At 59.0% G+C, this 19182-nt stretch carries 14 protein-coding genes and 3 tRNA genes; 6 read left to right on the top strand and 11 right to left on the bottom strand.

Going from position 1 to position 19182, the window contains the following annotated elements; all coding sequences use genetic code 11:
- Window positions 1–78: 78 nt before the first annotated feature.
- The 6 genes from hfq to nnr all read right to left on the bottom strand — a co-directional run bounded on the left by hfq (window position 79) and on the right by nnr (window position 7100).
- Window positions 79–387, bottom strand: a complete 309-nt coding sequence (gene hfq, locus TAN611_RS01970; protein WP_015344293.1) for an RNA chaperone Hfq — start codon at window positions 385–387, stop codon at window positions 79–81.
- 115 nt (window positions 388–502) lie between these two features.
- Window positions 503–1444 carry a tRNA (adenosine(37)-N6)-dimethylallyltransferase MiaA gene (miaA, locus tag TAN611_RS01965; RefSeq protein ID WP_105229480.1) on the bottom strand — a complete coding sequence of 314 codons (942 nt, stop codon included), beginning with the start codon at window positions 1442–1444 and terminating at the stop codon, window positions 503–505.
- The gene (gene mutL, locus TAN611_RS01960; protein ID WP_203067202.1) at window positions 1437–3326 is read right to left on the bottom strand and encodes a DNA mismatch repair endonuclease MutL; all 1890 of its coding nucleotides are present in this window, start codon (window positions 3324–3326) and stop codon (window positions 1437–1439) included. The genes miaA and mutL overlap by 8 nt, the downstream gene beginning before the upstream one ends.
- A 19-nt stretch (window positions 3327–3345) precedes the next feature.
- Window positions 3346–5100, bottom strand: a complete 1755-nt coding sequence (amiB, locus tag TAN611_RS01955) for an N-acetylmuramoyl-L-alanine amidase AmiB (RefSeq protein WP_187043783.1) — start codon at window positions 5098–5100, stop codon at window positions 3346–3348.
- Between the two features lie 16 nt (window positions 5101–5116).
- Window positions 5117–5578: a tRNA (adenosine(37)-N6)-threonylcarbamoyltransferase complex ATPase subunit type 1 TsaE gene (tsaE, locus tag TAN611_RS01950; RefSeq protein WP_105229477.1), complete on the bottom strand. Its 462-nt coding sequence runs from the start codon at window positions 5576–5578 to the stop codon at window positions 5117–5119.
- A 10-nt stretch (window positions 5579–5588) separates the two neighbouring features.
- Complete coding sequence (gene nnr / locus TAN611_RS01945; RefSeq protein ID WP_203067201.1) at window positions 5589–7100, bottom strand: bifunctional ADP-dependent NAD(P)H-hydrate dehydratase/NAD(P)H-hydrate epimerase; 1512 nt, start codon at window positions 7098–7100, stop codon at window positions 5589–5591.
- On the opposite strand from nnr, the gene queG reads away from it, so the two are divergent.
- The gene (gene queG, locus TAN611_RS01940; RefSeq protein ID WP_105229475.1) at window positions 7099–8238 is read left to right on the top strand and encodes a tRNA epoxyqueuosine(34) reductase QueG; all 1140 of its coding nucleotides are present in this window, start codon (window positions 7099–7101) and stop codon (window positions 8236–8238) included. The two genes, nnr and queG, sit on opposite strands and share 2 nt — an antisense overlap.
- 307 nt (window positions 8239–8545) lie before the next feature.
- On the opposite strand, the gene TAN611_RS01935 is transcribed toward queG, so the two are convergent.
- The 4 genes from TAN611_RS01935 to orn form a co-directional block, all read right to left on the bottom strand.
- Window positions 8546–8621, bottom strand: a tRNA-Gly gene (locus tag TAN611_RS01935).
- 55 nt (window positions 8622–8676) lie between these two features.
- Window positions 8677–8752: transfer RNA gene (locus TAN611_RS01930), tRNA-Gly, on the bottom strand.
- 65 nt (window positions 8753–8817) lie between these two features.
- Window positions 8818–8893 (bottom strand) — tRNA-Gly (locus tag TAN611_RS01925).
- A gap of 192 nt (window positions 8894–9085) precedes the next feature.
- Entirely contained in the window at window positions 9086–9631 is a 546-nt protein-coding gene (orn, locus tag TAN611_RS01920) for an oligoribonuclease (protein ID WP_105229474.1), read from the bottom strand.
- Between the two features lie 179 nt (window positions 9632–9810).
- Here orn and rsgA point away from each other — a divergent pair, with 179 nt between their 5' ends.
- From rsgA to mscM, 3 genes are all read left to right on the top strand, one after another.
- Window positions 9811–10860 carry a small ribosomal subunit biogenesis GTPase RsgA gene (gene rsgA, locus TAN611_RS01915; RefSeq protein ID WP_105229473.1) on the top strand — a complete coding sequence of 350 codons (1050 nt, stop codon included), beginning with the start codon at window positions 9811–9813 and terminating at the stop codon, window positions 10858–10860.
- Window positions 10861–10937: 77 nt separating this feature from the next.
- Complete coding sequence (asd, locus tag TAN611_RS01910; protein WP_203067200.1) at window positions 10938–11834, top strand: archaetidylserine decarboxylase; 897 nt, start codon at window positions 10938–10940, stop codon at window positions 11832–11834.
- Between the two features lie 12 nt (window positions 11835–11846).
- On the top strand, window positions 11847–15212 hold the full coding sequence (gene mscM / locus TAN611_RS01905; protein ID WP_105229471.1) for a miniconductance mechanosensitive channel MscM: 3366 nt from the start codon (window positions 11847–11849) through the stop codon (window positions 15210–15212).
- 62 nt (window positions 15213–15274) lie between these two features.
- Here mscM and epmA read toward each other — a convergent pair whose 3' ends face one another.
- Complete coding sequence (gene epmA, locus TAN611_RS01900) at window positions 15275–16252, bottom strand: elongation factor P--(R)-beta-lysine ligase (RefSeq protein ID WP_105229470.1); 978 nt, start codon at window positions 16250–16252, stop codon at window positions 15275–15277.
- 399 nt (window positions 16253–16651) lie between these two features.
- Here epmA and frdA point away from each other — a divergent pair, with 399 nt between their 5' ends.
- On the top strand, window positions 16652–18448 hold the full coding sequence (frdA, locus tag TAN611_RS01895; RefSeq protein WP_111737873.1) for a fumarate reductase (quinol) flavoprotein subunit: 1797 nt from the start codon (window positions 16652–16654) through the stop codon (window positions 18446–18448).
- On the top strand, window positions 18441–19175 hold the full coding sequence (locus TAN611_RS01890; protein WP_105229468.1) for a succinate dehydrogenase/fumarate reductase iron-sulfur subunit: 735 nt from the start codon (window positions 18441–18443) through the stop codon (window positions 19173–19175). The genes frdA and TAN611_RS01890 overlap by 8 nt, the downstream gene beginning before the upstream one ends.
- The last annotated feature ends 7 nt before the right edge of the window (window positions 19176–19182 follow it).

Below are 19182 nucleotides of genomic sequence, written 5' to 3'. Positions count from 1 at the left end.
ATATCAACCGCGAGTGTGGGGGACATAAACAGCGCAAGGCTGCTTACGTTCCCCGTCATGGTTGTCTTGCAATGCGCCTTATTCAGCGTCATCGCTTTCCTGCTGCGGCTGTTGCTGCGCAGACGGATTATTACCATGGTGATAGTTATTGCTGCCGCCGCTCGGATTGTTGCTGTGATGCGAAACCGGGCGCGATGGGACAACGGTAGAAATAGCGTGCTTATACACCATCTGGCTTACTGTGTTTTTCAACAGAATGACAAACTGGTCAAAAGACTCAATCTGGCCTTGCAGCTTAATACCATTCACCAAATAAATAGAAACCGGAACACGTTCACGACGCAATGCGTTCAGGAACGGATCTTGCAAAGATTGCCCCTTAGCCATTCTATCTTTTCCTTATTTGCTTGTTGTTTGTAACTAAGAACCTGTCGGCTCTAAAATGTACGACCTAAAAAAATTTGCGCGCTGAATACTCATCAATTGTACACAATCAATCAGCCTATGCACTAACAACCTGTGTCACCGACGCCAAAGCCTCTCCCGGCTTTTCGCTGTCCAGCCAGCGGACTGACTCCCAGCCCCGTAACCAGGTCATTTGACGTTTGGCCAACTGACGCGTTGCGCAAATACCACGATAAACCATTTCATCGTAACTAATTTCGCCAGACAAATATGACCACATCTGGCGGTAACCGACACAGCGAATGGAAGGCAAATCCGTATGCAAATCACCCCGCGCGAAAAGTGCGCGCGCTTCCGTCTCAAAACCTGCCGCCAACATTTGATGGAACCGCAGCTCAATGCGTTGATGTAACAACTCACGGCTGTTCGGCGCTATCGCAAATTGGTGAACATGATACGGCAACGATTCACCCGAAATTTTAGTCAGTTCCGTTAAAGTTTTACCCGAAATAAAAAAAACTTCCAGTGCTCTGGTCAGTCTCTGCGGATCATTCGGATGAATTCTTAACGCCGCTACCGGATCTATCTGATGTAACTGCTGGTGCAGCGCCTCCCAACCTTGCTCCGCCGCCTGCTGTTCAATACGTTCACGCACCGCCGCATCAGCGGACGGCAGCGGGGAAAGCCCCTCCAGCAACGCCTTGAAATACAGCATGGTGCCACCCACCAGCAGCGGAATGCGCCCGGCGGCGGTAATCTCGGCCATCTCTTTCAGCGCGTCGGCGCGAAAGTCCGCGGCGGAATACGCCTCAGCGGGATCGCGGATATCTATCAGCCGATGCGGCGCCTGCGCCAGTTCTTCGGCGCTCGGCTTGGCGGTGCCGATATCCATCCCGCGATAAATCAGCGCCGAATCGACGCTAATCAGCTCTACCGGCAGCTGCTCGCGCAGCGCCATCGCCAATGCGGTCTTGCCCGACGCTGTCGGCCCCATGATAAAAATCGCCGGAGGCCGCGGCGTTATTGCTGTTTCAGTCATGTGTAAGGGCTGCCAGTGCAGCCTGTAAATCAACAGGTTGTAAGAGACCGCTCGGTGGCGCTTTGACCAGCTGCGGGCAAAGTCGTTCAACGTCGGTCAGTAATTGTATCGCTTGCGAGGCGTTCCACTGTTCATGTTCACTGCCAAGATGGCGGGCAAACCAGGTGGCCAGCACCTCAGGCGACATCGCTTTATGGTCGGCCAGATAGCCTAACAGTTCCGGAATCAACTTTTGTAAATTTTGTTGGCGTAACGGTAAAGGCACTGCGCGCAACGTCACACGCCCGTGATCGACCTGCAACTCTATTCCCATTTTCACCAGCAGCGCCTGATGCGCCGTGCAGGCGGCAACCTCCGCTTTTTCCAGCGTCAGTTTTACCGGGATCAGCAGCGGCTGCGGGCGCAGCCCTTCTTCCGGCGGCGTCAGCTGCGCCTGGCGCAGCCAGCGCTCGGCCACCGGCAGGTTCAGCAACGACAGACGCTGTTGCTGCTCCATCAGCGCGTAGCACGGCGGGTACACCATCAATACCCGGCCGAAACCATGCTGGCTGCCGGCCAATGCCGGCTCCTGCGGTGCCTGTGTCGTTTTCGCCGACGGGAACAGCGGCGGTTTCTCTTTGGCAGCGGCCGGCGCCGGTTCAGGCGTCGCCTGCATCAGGCGCCCATACAGCTCGCCTTCGCGCTTCTGGTAGCCGGAGCCGCCGTGATAGCTCTGCGGCGCCCGCTCGCTCGCCGGTGCGGAAGGTGCCGTTTCACGCCGTGGCGTGCTCTCCGGCGCCGGCTGAGAAAAATGATTGCCGCCGGCAGCGACGCGGTTTTCCGGCTGCAAGGCCGGCGCGGGCTCCTGCTGCTCCGCTTCTTCCGACAGCGGCAACGGCGCCTGCCCTACCTGCTGCAGCACCGTAGTCACCGCCTGATAGATAAAATCATGCACCAAACGCGCCTGATGAAAACGCACCTCATGCTTGGCGGGATGCACGTTGACGTCCACCTGATGCGGATCGACGTCCAGATACAGCACGTATGCCGGCTGCTGCTCATCCTGCAGCTGGTCCTGATACGCCTGGCGGATCGCATGGTTGATCAGCCGGTCGCGCATCATCCGGCTGTTGACGTAGCAGTACTGCATATCGCCAAGCGCCCGCGCGCCTGCAGGGTCCGCCACCCAGCCACGGATGGTTAAATCGCCGTGCTGCCAGGAAACCGCCAGCGCATGCTGTAAAAACGCCGGGCCGCAGATGCTGGCAAGACGGCGTTCATGCTGGCTCTCTTCTTTCGCCGCACGATACTGACGCATCAGCTTGCCATTGTGGCTGAGCGTGATTGCCACATCGAAACGCGCCAGCGCAATGCGTCGCACCACTTCGTCAATATGGCCGAATTCGGTTTTTTCGGTGCGCATGAATTTACGCCGCGCCGGCGTATTGTAAAACAGATCCAGCACCTCCAGCGTGCTGCCTATCGGATGCGCCGCTGGCTTCACCGTCACCGCCTGCTCGCGCCCTTCGGCGTAAGCCTGCCAGGCTTCCTGCTGCTGGGCAGTGCGCGAAGTCAGCGTCAGGCGCGATACCGAACTGATACTGGCCAGCGCCTCGCCGCGAAAGCCCAAGCTAACGATCGCTTCCAGATCGTCGAGGGTGGTGATTTTACTGGTGGCGTGCCGCGCCAGCGCCAGCGCCAGCTCTTCCTTACCAATACCGCAGCCGTTATCGCGAATACGGATCAGCTTGGCGCCGCCGCGTTCAATCTCAATATCAATGCGCGTGGCCCCGGCATCCAGGCTGTTCTCCACCAGCTCTTTCACGACCGACGCAGGCCGCTCAACCACTTCTCCGGCGGCGATCTGGTTGGCAAGCTGTGGCGGTAACACCTGGATTGACATGCGGGTTCCCCTTGATGGTTCAGGTATGCGGAATGGTCAGCGTCCGATCCAGCGGCGCGACGTCCGACTTCAGGCGATTGGCGCTTTTCAGGGCACTGACGCTAACGCCATAGTGTACGGCAATGGAAGACAGCGTATCACCGCGCACCACTTTATGCCGCGACGGTTTGCTCACGCCGCCGTGCGTTTTGGCGATGTGCTGACTGCCGGCAGCGGCACCCGCCGCCGGCACTTTCAGCCGCTGTCCTACCCATACGCCGTCTTTCTTCAATTTATTGAGGTTATGCAACGCCGTCATGCTGGTGCCGTAACGGCGGGCAATTGCAGAGAGCGTTTCCCCTCTGCGCACAACGTGAATCTGCGTTTTACCCCGGTAACTGCTGCTAACGTCTGGTGAAGCCGTGTTAACCGCCGCTGCGACGTCCAGCGGTCGGTTTTCCACCTTTGGGTCGGCTTGTAGCGGATGCGACAGGAAGTAGCTGCGCAGACCGCGATGAATCGCCTTGGCTAGCTTTTCCTGATAGTCGCTACTGCCCAGCAGTCGCTCCTCCGAAGGGTTGCTGATAAAGCCGGTTTCCACCAGCAGGGAAGGAATATCCGGCGAGCGCAGCACGCCAAGACTGGCCGGCTGCGGACGGCTCTTGTGCAGCACGCCGATAGTCTGCATTTCACTCAGCACCTTCACCGCCACATCATAGCCCACGCGCTGCGAATGGCCGAACTGCAGGTCCAGCACCGCCTGGCTGAGATACGGATCGGCCTGATTGCTGGCCAGCAGATCGCCCGCGCCGCCCAGCAGCTCGGACTGTTTCTCATGCTGTTCCAGCCAGTTGGCCATTTCACTGTTGGCACGGCGGTTATTCAACACCCATACTGACGCACCGGTCGCTCTTCGGTTTGGCGCCGAGTCCGCGTGGATCGACACCAGCACATTAGCCCCTTGCTTACGCGCCACTTCCGAACGCCCCATTACCGACACAAAATAGTCGCCGGTACGCGTCAGCACCGGTTTGAACATCGGATCTTTCTCCAGCAACGTCTCCAAACGGCGGGCAACGGCAATGGTTACGTTCTTTTCACGCAACCCGTTTTGCCCCAGCGCGCCGGGATCCTGGCCGCCGTGGCCGGCGTCGATCGCCACCACGACGCGGTTGCCCGAACCGGCGGACACGCGGCTGCTGCGCGGCGTTTCCGCCGTTGCTGTGCCGGCCACCACGGTCGGTTTTTCCTTGAACGGATTGCTGCCGGATGAGCGGGTAGACGCCACATGGCGCACCGGTTCTTCTGTTTTCGTCACCAGCGGTTTACTGGCCAGCGGCTTACTGGCCGCCGGCGCGGGCGCCTGGCGCACGACGTTATTGCTGCCCGTGGCGGCAATGGTAAACACCACGGTATACACGTTGCCGTTCTGCCGCGTGACCGCGCGGGTTTTCGCGCGCTGCGTCAGCTCAAACACCAGGCGCACGCTCTGCGCGTCTTTCGGCGCGCTGGAGCGGATGCGTTTCACCAAATTCTGGCCGCTGAAGTTAAGCGGCAGGCCGCTGACTTTGCCGCTCTGATTGACGTCCAGCACTACGCGCTCCGGCCCGTGCAGCGGGAAGAACGCATAGGCCGGCGGGCCGTTAAAGCTGACCGCGACGGTCGCCTCGCGCTGGGCGTTGGTGACTTTGATATCCGCCAGCGACGATGACGCCGCCTGCGCCAACGACGGGCCAAACAGCCCCATCGCGACGATCAGCGCCATGCCGAGGATTTTCTTTAGTCCATACATCATGTTGGCGTCATCCCTGTTACCCGTGGATTCGGTCGATGAGTTGGCTGCCATAGTCGGACAGCGCGTCCAGACGCGCTTCCCGGCCTTGATCCTGGTAGCTAAGATGCAGCGCCAAATCCGGCGGCGGCAAGACGCCCGCGCCCTGCTGCGGCCATTCCACCAGGCAAATGGCATTCTGCGCGAAGTAGTCGCGAATGCCCATAAATTCGAGTTCTTCAGGATCGGCCAGCCGATACAGATCAAAGTGATAAACCGACAGCGGCTCCAGAGCATAAGGCTCCACCAGCGTATAGGTCGGGCTTTTCACATTCCCCTGATGGCCCAGCGCCTGCAGGAAACCGCGGCTGAAGGTCGTTTTACCGGCGCCCAAATCCCCATACAGGTAAATGACGCTGGCCCGATCGCACGCCTGCGCCAACGCGGCTCCCAATTCAACCGTCGCTGCCTCATCCGGCAGAGGTAACACGAGTTCTTTCATTCGATAATATCTATTTTGCCAACTGAGGATTAACGTAATAGGGGATCGCCGGCAGTAAATCGGTCGCCAGCAACCCTCTGGTGCCCTGTTTTTCCGCCACGCTATCTGCGGCAACGCCGTGGACCACACAACCGGCGCAGGCGGCATCATACAGCGAGAGCTTTTGCGCCAGCAATCCGCCGATAATACCCGCCAGCACGTCGCCCATACCGCCGGACGCCATACCTGGGTTGCCGACATCGGCAATCGCCATCGCGCCGTGCTCATCGGCGATCAGCGTCCCCGCGCCTTTCAGCACCGCAACGCCGCCATACTCCGCCGCCAAACGTCGCACGGCAAGTAAGCGATCACTTTCAATGTCAGCGGTGCTACAGCCCAACAGCCGCGCCGCTTCGCCGGGATGCGGCGTAATAACACGATTCTGACGCTTCTCGGGATTTAATGCCAGCAGGTTAAGCGCATCAGCATCCCATAATGTTGGTTTATCGCTGGATTGGAGAACTTTCAGCGCATTCTGACCCCACGCCTCCTGCCCAAGACCCGGGCCAATTACCGTGACATCAGCCCACGCCTGCGCCCGCTGCAGGGCCTCGTCATCCAGCGCTTGCACCATCAGCTCGGGACGCGCCGTCAGCAGCGGCGCCACATGCTCATAGTGAGTAAGTACTCGCACAAGACCTGCACCGCTGCGCAGCGCCGCTTCAGCGGCCATACGTATCGCACCGCCAAAGCCGCGATCGCCACCGACCAACAGCAGGCGCCCGTGTTCGCCTTTATGAGAACACGGACGGCGCGGTGGCAGCCATCCCGCCAGATCGGGCGCACTAACGCGCTGAATCTGCACCGGTTGCTGTGCCAGCCAGTCAGATAATCCTAGCGTACTCTGATGAAGTTGCCCGACCCAATCGCGCGCCTGGCCGGTCAGCAGGCCCGGCTTCAATCCGATAAAGGTGATGGTGTGCGCGGCGCGGATCGCCGCACCGGGAACCGCGCCGCTGGCGGCCAGTAGCCCGGAGGGAATATCCAGCGCCACAATCGGCAGCCCGCTGTGATTGGCCGCCTCGATTAATGCCGCCACCGGCGCACGCGGCGCGCTCGTCAGCCCGCTGCCCAACAGGCCATCAATGATCAGGTCGATATCCACCGGCCAGCGGCTGTCGCTCGCCAGTTCCAGACCGCCGGCATCCAGCCAGGCCTGGCGCGCCGCCGCTGCCTCCTCTGGCAAGGGGCGCGAACCTGTGCCGGCGATCAGCGTCACCCGCACGCCGGCTTCGGCGGCCAGACGCGCGACCACATAGCCATCACCGCCGTTATTGCCATGCCCGCACAGCACCAGCCAATGACGCGCAGCCGGATAGCGATCGCAAGCCAGTTGGTAAGCCGCCCGGCCTGCACGCAGCATCAGTTCGTACAGCGATATCCCGGCCGCCGCCGCTAACGGCTCCGCCTGTCGGATCCAGTCCGCAGGCCAGACAGAGTGTGGTAAACTGACAGCGTATTGTTTCTCACTATGGCCCGTCATGACACACCCTCTCGATCTCAATCAACTCGCCCAACATATCAAGCAATGGGGGCAATCGCTAGGATTCCAGCAGGTTGGTATCTGCGATACCGATCTGAGCGCAGAAGAGCCCAAATTGCAGGCGTGGCTTGATAAGCAGTACCACGGCGAGATGGAATGGATGGCGCGCCACGGCATGCTTCGCGCCCGGCCGCATGAGCTGCTGCCCGGCACTCTGCGGGTGATCAGCGTGCGCATGAACTACCTGCCGGCCAAAGCGGCCTTCGCCAGCACGCTGAACAATCCGCAGCTCGGCTATGTCAGCCGCTATGCGCTGGGGCGTGATTATCACAAACTGCTGCGTCAGCGCCTGAAAAAACTCGGCGAACAGATCCAGCAGTATTGCGGCGAACTGAATTTTCGTCCGTTTGTCGATTCGGCGCCGATTATGGAGCGCCCGTTAGCCGCCAAAGCCGGGATTGGCTGGGTTGGTAAACACTCACTGATTCTCAATCGGGAAGCCGGTTCATGGTTCTTCCTCGGTGAACTGCTCGTGGATCTGCCTCTGCCGGTCGACCAGCCTCAGGAAGAGCAGTGCGGACGCTGTGTGGCCTGTATCACCACCTGCCCGACCGGCGCCATCGTCGAGCCATATACCGTTGACGCCCGGCGCTGTATCTCTTATCTGACCATTGAGTTGGAAGGCGCCATTCCGGAAGAGTTTCGCCCGCTCATGGGCAACCGTATTTACGGCTGCGACGACTGCCAGCTGATTTGCCCGTGGAACCGTTTCTCACAGCTGACCGACGAAACAGATTTCAGCCCGCGCGCGGCGCTGCACGCTCCGCAGCTGATCGATCTGTTTTCCTGGAGTGAAGAGAAATTTCTGCGCATCACCGAAGGCTCGGCGATTCGCCGCATCGGCCATTTGCGTTGGTTGCGTAACATTGCCGTTGCGCTCGGCAATGCGCCGTATCAGGAAGCGATTCTCAGCGCCCTGCGCACGCGGCTGGGGCAAAGCGAACTGCTGGATGAACATATCGAGTGGGCGCTGCAACAGCAGCTCGCCCGCCGTACCGAACACCGCATTGAGGTACAAAGCCCGCAGAAAAAACGGTTAATACGCGCTGTGGAAAAAGGATTACCCAGAGATGCCTAATGCCAATGGCAGACCTATCGGCCAATCCTGAAGGTCACCTGTGGACTTGTGTATAAAAATAAAAACCCGTTGTCTTTCAAACGTCACAAAAAGAGCAAGTGATCGGGATAACGTTTTCAAATTAATAAATATTCTTTAATATCAAAAAGATAAATATTTCATTCTGGTAACGTTGTTTTTTTATCCAAGAGGTATTACCCATCCAGCCTGTGGATAACTCTGTTTACAAGATTTTTCGCAAGGATAAGAGAGAAGACGCGTTACCGCACCTTTTCAGGCGGTATGGGTTCATTCAGGGGGAGAAAATTGGAGCGGGAAACGAGGCTCGAACTCGCGACCTCAACCTTGGCAAGGTTGCGCTCTACCAACTGAGCTATTCCCGCACACAAGAGATGCTTTACAGCATCCGGCCAAAAATGAAGATGGCCTTTGAAATTTTGGAGCGGGAAACGAGGCTCGAACTCGCGACCTCAACCTTGGCAAGGTTGCGCTCTACCAACTGAGCTATTCCCGCGTCGCATGGTTACTACTGGTACTGCTTGTTACTCATCATGCCGCATAGTGCGACATTGCTGAATTTGGAGCGGGAAACGAGGCTCGAACTCGCGACCTCAACCTTGGCAAGGTTGCGCTCTACCAACTGAGCTATTCCCGCGTCGTATCGATAGCTGAACTTTTCGAAATTCTTCATCGGTACGGGGTGCGCATTATACGAGAATTCCTTTTTGCCGCAAGCCCCTAAACGCAAAAAATCGCTTTTTTTGTTTGATTGCTGCTTAATGCGCCAATGTGGCGAATTAAGCGGCGAAAAGCGGCATTTTCTGAACGTCTAACGGCTATCTGCAGCTTACAGCTGAATAAAATGCTCGCGGTAATAGGCCAGCTCCGCCACCGACTCACGGATATCGTCCAGCGCCTGATGGGTGCCCTGCTTTTTAAAGCCGGCCAGAATTTCCGGCTTCCAGCGGCGCGCCAACTCCTTCAGCGTGCTGACATCCAGATAGCGGTAGTGGAAGTAGGCTTCCAGCAACGGCATATAACGGAACAGAAAACGCCGGTCCTGGCCCACGCTGTTGCCGCAAATCGGCGATTTGCCCGCCGGCACCCACTGCTCAAGAAACGCAATGGTCGCCAGTTCCGCTGCCCGGTCGTCAACGGTGCTGGCCTTCACTCGTTCCACCAGCCCGCTGCCGGTGTGGGTGCGCACGTTCCAGTCATCCATGAGCGCCAGCTGTTCGTCTGACTGATGCACGGCGATCACCGGCCCTTCCGCCAGGATGTTCAGATTGGCGTCCGTCACCAGCGTTGCAATCTCGATAATGCGGTCACGCTCGGGATCCAAACCGGTCATTTCCAGATCGATCCAAATCAGGTTATTTTCGTTTGCGGTCATGATAGTTCCTGCCTGTAAGCCTCAAGACAACCCTGCGCCGGCCGGCGGCGGCAAATATTCCGCAACGGCGCGCGGCGCCCGGCAGCCAACAACGGTTATTTAATATAAAATAGCGTGTATCATAGTCTTTTTAGTCGCAACGAGCGATAGAGCGATATAAAGCCGAAGAGTGAGGCGCAGTGAGCAAAAACAAACTGTCTAAAGGTCAACAACGCCGTGTGCAGGCGAACCATCAGCGTCGCCTGAAGCGCACTGATAACAAACCGGAACTGGACGATAGCCAATTGGGTGAACCGCAAGAGGGGATCGTCATCAGCCGCTTTGGCATGCACGCCGACGTTGAAGCAGCAGACGGTAGCCAGCATCGCTGCAATATTCGTCGCACCCTGCGTTCGCTGGTGACCGGCGACCGCGTAGTCTGGCGTCCCGGCCTTGGCAACCATGAAGGAGTAAAAGGCATCGTCGAAGCTGTGCATGAGCGCAGCTCGGTGCTGACGCGCCCGGATTTTTACGACGGCGTCAAACCGATCGCCGCCAATATCGATCAGATCGTGATCGTCTCGGCGATCCTGCCGGAACTGTCGCTGAACATTATCGATCGTTATCTGGTCGCCTGTGAAACCCTGGATGTCGAGCCGCTGATCGTGCTGAACAAAATCGACCTGCTGGATGATGAAGCGCGCCAGCTGGTTGACGGCATGATGGATATTTACCGCCGCATCGGCTACCGGGTGCTGGAAGTTTCCAGCCGTACCCGTGAAGGCATGGCGGAATTCGAGCAGGCGCTGGCGGGGCGCATCAGTATTTTCGCCGGGCAGTCAGGCGTAGGGAAATCCAGCCTGCTGAACGCCCTGCTGCCGCCGTCCGACGAACAGATTCTGGTGAATAACGTTTCCGATGTCTCCGGCCTCGGCCAGCACACCACCACCGCGGCGCGGCTGTACCATTTCCAGCACGGCGGCGATGTTATCGACTCGCCGGGGGTGCGCGAGTTTGGCCTGTGGCACCTGGAGCCGGAACAGATCACCCAGGGTTTCGTCGAGTTCCGCGATTATCTGGGCGGCTGTAAATTCCGCGACTGCAAACACGACAACGATCCCGGCTGCGCCCTCCGCGCGGCGGTGGAGCGCGGCGACATCGCCGAAGAGCGGTTCGATAACTATCACCGTATTCTGGAAAGTATGGCGCAGGTCAAGGTTCGCAAGAACCTGCTGGACGCCAACGGTTAACGCAATCGGGCGAACGTTGACAGCGATCTGCGGGTCGTTACAATGCGCGCCTTTTACCCCCTTTTTAAGAGGTTAACGTGCTGGATAGCATCAAAATCAAATTACAATACTGGCTGCCGAAGTTGGCGCTGACCCGTCTGGCCGGCTGGGGTGCAGACAAAGAGGCCGGCTGGCTGACACAACAGGTGGTAAAACTGTTCGCCCGCTATTACCGCGTGGATATGCAGGAAGCGCAGAACCCGGATTTGACCTCATACGCCACCTTCAACGAATTCTTTGTACGCCCGCTGCGCGACGGCGCGCGTCCCGTCGTCAGCGAAGCCAACGTGCTGGCGCTGCCGGCTGACGGCGCCATCAGCCAGCTTGGCCTGATCCGCGACGATCAAATCTTCCAGGCCAAGGGGCATCACTACAGCCTGGAGGCGCTGCTGGCCGGTAACTATCAGTTGGCGGACACCTTCCGCAACGGCCTGTTCGCCACCACCTACCTGGCGCCGCGAGACTATCACCGCGTGCATATGCCGTGCGACGGCGTGCTGCGCGAAATGATCTACGTACCGGGTGACCTGTTCTCGGTCAACCCGCTGACCGCCGCCAACGTGCCTAACCTGTTCGCCCGTAATGAACGCGTGATCTGCGTCTTCGACACGGCGTTCGGGCCGATGGCGCAAATTTTGGTCGGCGCCACCATCGTCGGCAGTATTGAAACCGTCTGGGCCGGCACCGTCACCCCGCCGCGCGAAGGCATTATCAAGCGCTGGACCTATCCGGCGGCCGGTGAAGACGACGCCATTACGCTGGCAAAAGGCGCTGAAATGGGCCGCTTTAAGCTGGGGTCGACGGTGATCAACCTGTTTACCGCCAACAGCGTGCATTTCGAACCGCGCCTGAACAACGGCACCGTGACCCGTATGGGCGAAGCCTTTGCCGAAGCGGCTACCGCGCGTGACGCGGCAGAAGCGCCGCAAACCTAAAGGAATGATGCCGTGCGCCTGATTATCACCACGTTATTGCTCGGTTGTTTACTGGCTCAGCCGGCGCTGGCGGCGGCGCTGCCTAGCGAGTCACAGCTCAAACAGGAGCTGAAACAGGCAGAAAGCAACAAGAACGCACCCAATCAGGCGGAAACGGTTGAGGCGCTGCAAAGCGCCCTCAACCGGCTGGCCGAACGCACAGAATCCCTGACGCGTACGGAACAGTATCAGAAAGTGATCGACGACTTTCCCAAGATGGCGCAGCAGCTGCGCCGTCAGTTAACGGTCGAAAGCGCCAAAATCCTGCCGAACGGCGACAATCTGCCTACCAGCGAGCTGGAACAGCAAATTCTGCAGACCAGTAGCCAGCTGTTGGAACAGGCGCGCCTGATGCAGCAGGAGCAGGACCGTTCGCGCGAGATCAGCGACTCACTCGGCCAGTTGCCACAGCAACAGACCGAGGCCCGGCGCGCACTGACGGAAACCCAGCGCCGCCTGCAGGCGCTGCCGCCAAACCCGACCAAACCGCAGGCGCTGGCGCAGCTGTATCTGCTGCAGACCGAATCCGCCGCGCGCAAGGCCAAGGTCAATGAACTGGATCTTGCACAGCTGTCGGCCAACAACCGGCAGGAGCTGGCGCGCATGCGTGCCGAAGTATTTAAAAAGCGCCATGAAAAGCTGGATATTCAGCTGCAGGCGCTGCGCAATAACCTGAATAACCAGCGTCAGCGCGAAGCCGAACTGGCGCTGAAAAAAACCGAACAGCTGGCCGAACAGAGCGGCGAGCTGCCGAAAAGCATCAGCGAACAGCTGCAAATCAACCGTGAATTGTCCACCGCGCTGAACAACCAGGCGCAGCGCATGGATCTGATCTCTTCGCAGCAGCGCCAGGCCGCCTCGCAAACCCTGCAGGTGCGCCAGGCAATGAGCACCATCATCGAGCAGGCGCAATGGCTGGGTTCGTCGCCGGTGCTGGGCGAAACGCTGCGCGCGCAGGTGTCGACGCTGCCGGAAATGCCCAAACCGCAGCAGCTGGACAGCGATATGGCGCAGCTGCGCGTGCAGCGCCTGCAGTTTGAAAACCAGCTGGAAAAACTGCCGCAGCGCGCGCAAAGCCTTAAACAGGACGACGGCTCCGACCTGACGCCGGGGCAGCAGCAGATTATCGACGCGCAGCTGCGCACCCAGCGCGAGCTACTTAATTCCCTGCTGTCCGGCTGCGATACGCAAATTCTTGAGCTGACCAAGCTGAAGGTGGCCAACACGCAGCTGGTCGACGCGCTCAATGAGATCAAAGACGCCACCCACCGTTATCTGTTCTGGGTGCCGGACGTCAGCCCGCTGACGCTCTCCTACCCAATAAACGTGGCGCACGATCTGACCCGCCTGCTGTCGTTGGATACCCTGGCTCAGCTGAGCAGCGCCTTTGTGATGATGGTGACCAGCCGTAGCACGCTGGTGCCCATTTTCGGCGCCCTGCTGCTGGTGATATTCAGCATCAGCACCCGCAAGCACTATCACGCATTTCTGGAACGTTCGAGCAGTAAGGTCGGCAAGGTCACTCAGGATCAGTTCTATCTGACCCTGCGCAACGTCTTCTGGTCTATTCTGGTGGCGCTGCCGCTGCCGGTGCTGTGGGCAGCGCTGGGCTTCGGCCTGCAAAATGCCTGGCCTTATCCGGTCGCCGTGGCGATCGGCGACGGCGTGACCGCCACCCTGCCAATCCTGTGGGTCTGTATGATCAGCGCCACCTTCGCCCACCCGCGCGGGCTGTTTATTGTGCACTTCGGCTGGCCGGCGCAGCAGGTTTCCCGCGCCATGCGCTATTACAAAATGTCGATCTGGCTGATTGTGCCGCTGATTATGGCGCTGATTACCTTCGATAACCTCAACGACCGCGAATTCTCCAACACGCTGGGACGCCTGTGCTTCATCCTGCTGTGCGTCGCCCTGCTGCTGGTGACCAGCAGCCTGAAGCGCGCCGGTATCCCGCTCTATCTGGATAAGAAAGGCTCCGGCGAAAATATGGTGAACACCGCGCTGTGGGGCGTACTGATGTCTGCGCCGCTGCTGGCAGCGCTGGCGGCCGCCATCGGCTACCTCGCCACCGCCCAGGCCCTGCTGGCGCGTCTGGAAACCTCGGTCGCCATCTGGTTCTTCCTGTTGGTGGTCTACCACATCATCCGCCGTTGGATGCTGATTCAGCGCCGACGCATCGCCTTTGACCGCGCCAAACAGCGGCGCGCCGAGATTCTCGCCCAGCGCGCGCGCGGGGAAGACGAAGCCGGCAATACGCACGTTACCGGCAGTAATGAAGGCACCGTCGATGTCGATGAGACAGAAATCGATCTGGATGCGATCAGCGCCCAGTCGCTGCGGCTGGTGCGTTCGATCCTGACGATGATCGCGCTGGTGTCGGTGATCTTCCTGTGGTCGGAGATCCATTCCGCCTTTGCTTTCCTGGAAAACATCTCCCTGTGGAACGTGACCTCCACCAGCAACGGCATTGACAGCGTTCAGTCGATCACCCTTGGCGCAGTGCTGATCGCGGTGCTGGTGATCATGGTCACTACCCAACTGGTGCGCAATCTGCCCGCGCTGCTGGAACTGGCGGTGCTGCAGCATCTGGATCTGTCTCCCGGCACCGGTTACGCCATTACCACCATCACCAAATATCTGCTGTTGCTGTTCGGCGCTATCCTCAGTTTCTCCTGGATCGGCATCGAATGGTCGAAACTGCAGTGGGTGGTCACCGCGCTGACCTTCGGCCTCGGCTTCGGCATGCAGGAGATCTTCTCCAACTTCATCTCCGGCCTGATCATTCTGTTTGAAAAACCGATCCGCATCGGCGATACCGTCACGATCCGCAACCTGACCGGCAGCGTCACCAAGATCAATACCCGCGCCACCACGATTTCTGACTGGGACCGCAAAGAGATCATCGTGCCGAACAAGGCGTTTATCACCGAACAGTTCGTCAACTGGTCGCTGTCCGACGCCATCACCCGCGTGGTGCTGACCGTACCGGCGCCGGCGGAAGCCAACAGCGAGGAGGTGACCAAAATCCTCACCGACGCCTCCCATCGCTGCTCGCTGGTGCTGGATAACCCGCCGCCGGAGGTCTATCTGGTCGATCTGCAGCAGGGTATCCAGATCTTTGAACTGCGTATCTACGCCGCCGAGATGGGTCACCGTATGCCGCTGCGCCACGAGATGCACCAGTTGATCCTGGCCGGCTACCGCGAACACGGCATTACCCTGCCGTACCCGCCGTTCCAAGTGCGCACCGACACCCTGTCGCGCATCACCAACCACGACGGCCGCGCAGTGTCCTCTACGCCGACGCCAAGCACCAAGCGCAGCTCCGGCAGCCTGTAAGCACAAAAAAGGCCGACATCATCATGTCGGCCTTTTTATTTCATTGCGGACAACGCTGCCAATCAGGCTCGCGTCACCGGGAATGCAATCACTTCACTCAGGCTTTCTGCCCCCAGCGCCAACATCACCAGGCGATCGACCCCCAACGCCACGCCGGCGCACTCGGGCATACCGTGGCTTAACGCATCCAGCAGATGATAATCAATCGGCTGCTGCGGCAGGCCGCGCGCCGCGCGTTTGCGGTTATCCTGCTCAAAACGCTGACGCTGCTCATTGCTGTCGGTCAGCTCGCGGAAGCCGTTCGCCAGTTCGATGCCTTTAAAATACACCTCAAAACGCTCCGCCACACGGTGATCTTCCGTACTGATCTCCGCCAGCGCCGCCTGTGACGCCGGGAAATGGTAGACGAACGCCGGCTTCTCACGGCCGATGTGCGGCTCTACGCCGAAGGTAAACAGCAGCTGCAGCAGCGTATCGCGATCCTCTTCCGTATCGGCGATATTGCTGAGATCCAGCTTGGCGGCAGCTTCGCGCAGCTGCGCCTTATCCGCCGACAGCGGGTCAATCTCCAGATGGCGCTGGAACGCCTGTTGGTAGGACAGCGTTTCCGCACTGTCGCAGTCCAGCACCTGCTGCAATAAGTCATCCACTTCATTCATCAGCCGGTACATATCGTAATGTGGACGGTACCACTCCAGCATGGTGAATTCAGGGTTGTGGTGGCGTCCGGCCTCCTCATTGCGGAAAGCCCGCCCCAACTGATAAATCGGGCCGCTGCCGGCTGCCAGCAAACGCTTCATGTGATATTCCGGGCTGGTCATCATGTACAGCGTCATGCCATCTGCCGCGTTCGGGCCGACAAACTGCGTCTGAAACGGGACCAGATGGACATCGGTGACGGTCGCTTGGCTCATCGCCGGCGTTTCCACCTCTAATACGCCGCGATCGGCGAAAAAGCGCCGAATCTCAGCGAGAATCGCTGCGCGTTTCAACAAATTGGCGATGGGTGCACTTGGCTGCCAGCTTGCCGCTTCGCTCATGGTAATTACTCCGAAATCAAACAGGGCATGCAGTCTACTCGCATCCCGCCGGGCAAACAAATTCTTGCCGCGGCCGGCCATCAGCCAATTAAAAACATAAAAACAGTAACGGCTATATAAACCGCTGTGAATAAGGCAAATAGAAGTGGAATGAGAGCGCGATACCGTTTTTCACAGTAAGGCCTCCGGCAAGCGTAATAAACGACAAAATAATCGATCACATCAAATTCCACCTACTCAACTTTGGGTATATTAATCCCCAATATTTGCCGGGAGTTATCTGTGCATGGGGGCCAAGTCCATCAATTACCGGCGTTTTTAATTAGCATCCGAATGATTCCTGAATCTTAAGCATTGAAAGTTAATCAGCCGTTCTGACAAGAATACTGGAGGAGTGCAGTGCAAACCTTTAACGCCGATCTCGCCATTATTGGCGCCGGGGGCGCGGGTTTACGTGCGGCGATTGCCGCCGCGGAAGCCAACCCCACCTTAAAAATCGCGCTGGTGTCAAAAGTCTACCCCATGCGCAGCCACACGGTGGCCGCCGAGGGCGGTTCCGCCGCTGTGACCCAGGAGCACGACGCCTACGATTATCACTTTAACGACACCGTCGCCGGCGGCGACTGGCTGTGCGAACAGGACGTGGTGGATCACTTCGTGCATCACTGCCCGCGTGAAATGGCCCAGTTGGAGCAGTGGGGCTGCCCGTGGAGCCGTAAACCGGACGGTTCGGTCAACGTGCGCCGTTTTGGCGGCATGAAAATCGAACGCACCTGGTTTGCCGCCGATAAAACCGGCTTCCATATGCTGCACACCCTGTTCCAGACCTCGCTAAAATACCCGCAAATTCAACGTTTCGATGAACATTTCGTTCTCGACATTCTGGTCGATGACGGTCAGGCGCGCGGCCTGGTCGCCATTAATATGATGGAAGGCACCCGGGTGCAAATCCGCGCCAACGCGGTGGTGATGGCCACCGGCGGCGCCGGCCGCGTTTATCGCTACAACACCAACGGCGGTATCGTCACCGGTGACGGTATGGGCATAGCCTTCCGTCACGGCGTACCGCTGCGTGACATGGAGTTTGTGCAGTATCACCCTACCGGCCTGCCCGGCTCCGGCATCCTGATGACCGAAGGCTGCCGCGGCGAAGGCGGCATTCTGGTGAACAAAGACGGTTATCGCTATTTGCAGGATTACGGCATGGGGCCGGAGACGCCGCTCGGCGAGCCGAAAAACAAATATATGGAGCTGGGGCCGCGCGACAAAGTCTCTCAGGCCTTCTGGCATGAATGGCGCGCCGGTCGCACCATCGCCACGCCACGCGGCGACGTGGTCTATCTGGATCTGCGCCACCTCGGTGAGAAGAAGCTGCTCGAACGCCTGCCGTTTATCTGTGAGCTGGCCAAGGCTTATGTCGGCGTCGATCCGGTGAAAGAACCGATCCCGGTGCGCCCGACCGCGCACTACACCATGGGCGGTATTGAAACCGACCAGAATTGCGAAACCCGCATCAAGGGTCTGTATGCGGTGGGTGAATGCTCCTCCGTCGGCCTGCACGGCGCCAACCGTCTCGGCTCCAACTCGCTGGCGGAACTGGTGGTGTTCGGCCGCGTGGCGGGCGAACATGCCGCGCAGCGCGCACTGGAGAGTACGCCGGCCAACGGCGGCGCGCTGGAGGCGCAAAGCCGTGATGTCGAGCAACGCCTCCATGCCCTGATGGCGCAGGAAGGCGACGAAAGCTGGTCGGCAATCCGCGACGAAATGGGCCTGTCGATGGAGGAAGGCTGCGGCATCTACCGTACGCCGGAACTGATGCAGAAAACCATCGACAAACTGGCGGAGCTGAAAGAACGCTTTAAACGCGTCAAGATTGCCGATCGTTCCAGCGTCTTCAATACCGACCTGCTGTACACCATCGAACTGGGGCACGGCCTGGACGTAGCGGAATGCATGGCGCACTCCGCCTTTAACCGCAAAGAGTCGCGCGGCGCCCACCAGCGGCTGGATAACGGCTGCACCGAGCGTGATGACGTCAATTTCCTCAAACATACGCTGGCGTTTCACCACGCCGACGGCGCGCCGCGCCTGGAATACAGCGATGTGAAAATTACCAAACTGCCGCCGGCCAAGCGCGTATATGGCGCAGAGGCCGATGCGCAGGAAAAAAAGGAGAAGGAGCAGACGAATGGCTGAGATGAAAACGCTGAAAATCGAGGTCATGCGTTATAACCCGGAAAGCGATGACGCACCACATTTCGCGACCTATAGCGTGCCTTATGACGAGCAGACCTCGCTGCTGGATGCGCTGGGCTATATCAAGGATCACCTGGCGCCGGATCTGTCCTACCGCTGGTCCTGCCGCATGGCGATCTGCGGCTCCTGCGGCATGATGGTCAACCGCGTGCCGAAGCTGGCGTGCAAAACCTTCCTGCGCGACTACACGGGCGGCATGAAGGTAGAGGCGCTGGGCAACTTCCCGATCGAGCGCGACCTGGTGGTCGATATGACCCACTTTATCGAAAGCCTCGAAGCGATTAAGCCGTACATCATCGGCAACGATCGCAAGCCGGAAGACGGGCCCAACGTGCAAACGCCGGCGCAGATGGCGAAGTACCACCAGTTCTCCGGCTGTATCAACTGCGGTTTATGCTACGCCGCCTGCCCGCAGTTCGGCCTGAATCCTGAGTTTATCGGCCCGGCCGCCATTACGCTGGCGCACCGCTATAACCTCGATAACCGCGACCACGGCAAAAAGCAGCGTATGCCGCAGCTCAACGGCCAGAACGGCGTCTGGAGCTGCACCTTTGTCGGTTACTGCTCTGAAGTCTGCCCGAAACACGTCGACCCGGCCGCCGCGATTCAACAAGGCAAAGTTGAAAGCGCTACCGACTTTATGATCGCCATGCTGAAGCCGCAATAAGGGAGAG

It is taken from the genome of Serratia sp. Tan611 (assembly GCF_905188235.1).
In the GTDB taxonomy this organism is placed as follows: Bacteria; Pseudomonadota; Gammaproteobacteria; order Enterobacterales; family Enterobacteriaceae; genus Serratia_B; species Serratia_B rhizosphaerae.
This window is presented reverse-complemented; position numbering and strand designations above follow the sequence as displayed.

Coding starts and splice junctions, on each gene's coding strand:
- hfq (WP_015344293.1), bottom strand. CDS start 387: ATGGCTAAGGGGCAATCTTTGCAAGATCCGTTCCTGAACGCATTGCGT.
- miaA (WP_105229480.1), bottom strand. CDS start 1,444: ATGACTGAAACAGCAATAACGCCGCGGCCTCCGGCGATTTTTATCATG.
- mutL (WP_203067202.1), bottom strand. CDS start 3,326: ATGTCAATCCAGGTGTTACCGCCACAGCTTGCCAACCAGATCGCCGCC.
- amiB (WP_187043783.1), bottom strand. CDS start 5,100: ATGATGTATGGACTAAAGAAAATCCTCGGCATGGCGCTGATCGTCGCG.
- tsaE (WP_105229477.1), bottom strand. CDS start 5,578: ATGAAAGAACTCGTGTTACCTCTGCCGGATGAGGCAGCGACGGTTGAA.
- queG (WP_105229475.1), top strand. CDS start 7,099: ATGACACACCCTCTCGATCTCAATCAACTCGCCCAACATATCAAGCAA.
- nnr (WP_203067201.1), bottom strand. CDS start 7,100: ATGACGGGCCATAGTGAGAAACAATACGCTGTCAGTTTACCACACTCT.
- orn (WP_105229474.1), bottom strand. CDS start 9,631: ATGACCGCAAACGAAAATAACCTGATTTGGATCGATCTGGAAATGACC.
- epmA (WP_105229470.1), bottom strand. CDS start 16,252: ATGAGCGAAGCGGCAAGCTGGCAGCCAAGTGCACCCATCGCCAATTTG.
- TAN611_RS01890 (WP_105229468.1), top strand. CDS start 18,441: ATGGCTGAGATGAAAACGCTGAAAATCGAGGTCATGCGTTATAACCCG.